Annotated in this window: 1 protein-coding gene; it reads right to left on the minus strand. The window is 29.5% G+C overall.

What is annotated here, in order from left to right:
* Nucleotides 1–403 (minus strand): hypothetical protein (locus PGOND44_RS14885; RefSeq protein WP_155943865.1); only part of this gene is annotated, 403 nt, incomplete at its 3' end.
* Between the last annotated feature and the right edge of the window lie 423 nt (nucleotides 404–826).

Raw genomic sequence — 826 nt, forward strand, 5'->3', positions numbered from 1 at the left:
GTTTTTCATTCACTCGTTTTCTAATATTCAAAAGGCTTGGGATTATTAATATGAACTGTACAAAAATCACAAATACAATTAAAGCAATTACAATAGTCCAAATATTTTCTTTTTCTATTTTTTCATAATAATTAAAAATCACCATTGCTATTGGTATATAAATAAAAGAATAGAAATTCGGAATTGGGATTATTTTTATCTTTAAATCATTATCCGTTTTAAAAATAAATTCAGGCGAATAATAATCGGCATAATTTCCGGGTAAATATCTCACGAAATATTTAAATTCGTATTTATATTTAGTTGTTATTGAAGAACCGTTTTCAAACATAACTTTTCTATTCCCTTCTAATTTAGTCGGGATAAAATGTTTTAAAAAAAGTTGTTTGTCTATGTTGGTCATTAAAATTAAAGCTAACATCCATATGAACCCTATTCAAATCTTCCGTATAGGATATATCTATGATAGGACGTTGTTTTATTATCAACTAAACTAACACTTTCACACCTAGTATCCAAGGGACTTTTAATTAACCACTCAAGATGCTGCATTCAAGATTCTGAAGCAGCAGATGTTTACCAACACTACTCGCTTATTTTTTCCTTGTATCACAAACGCAGGTTTTTGTCATATTCATTTTCGTAAGTACCTTTAACACTAATTATTTTCAAAGATAATGAGTGTCTTAAAGGTATTTCCCCATTTGGATAGCAGTTTAAAAACGACCTTCTCATCTTGTAAGGTTCTTGCTAACTCATCGAATTCCCCCTTATCTAAAAATCATGAATCAGTTAACAAATCATATAGCGGACTCCACTGAGCCTG

The organism is Psychroflexus gondwanensis ACAM 44 (assembly GCF_000355905.1).
GTDB lineage: Bacteria > Bacteroidota > Bacteroidia > Flavobacteriales > Flavobacteriaceae > Psychroflexus > Psychroflexus gondwanensis.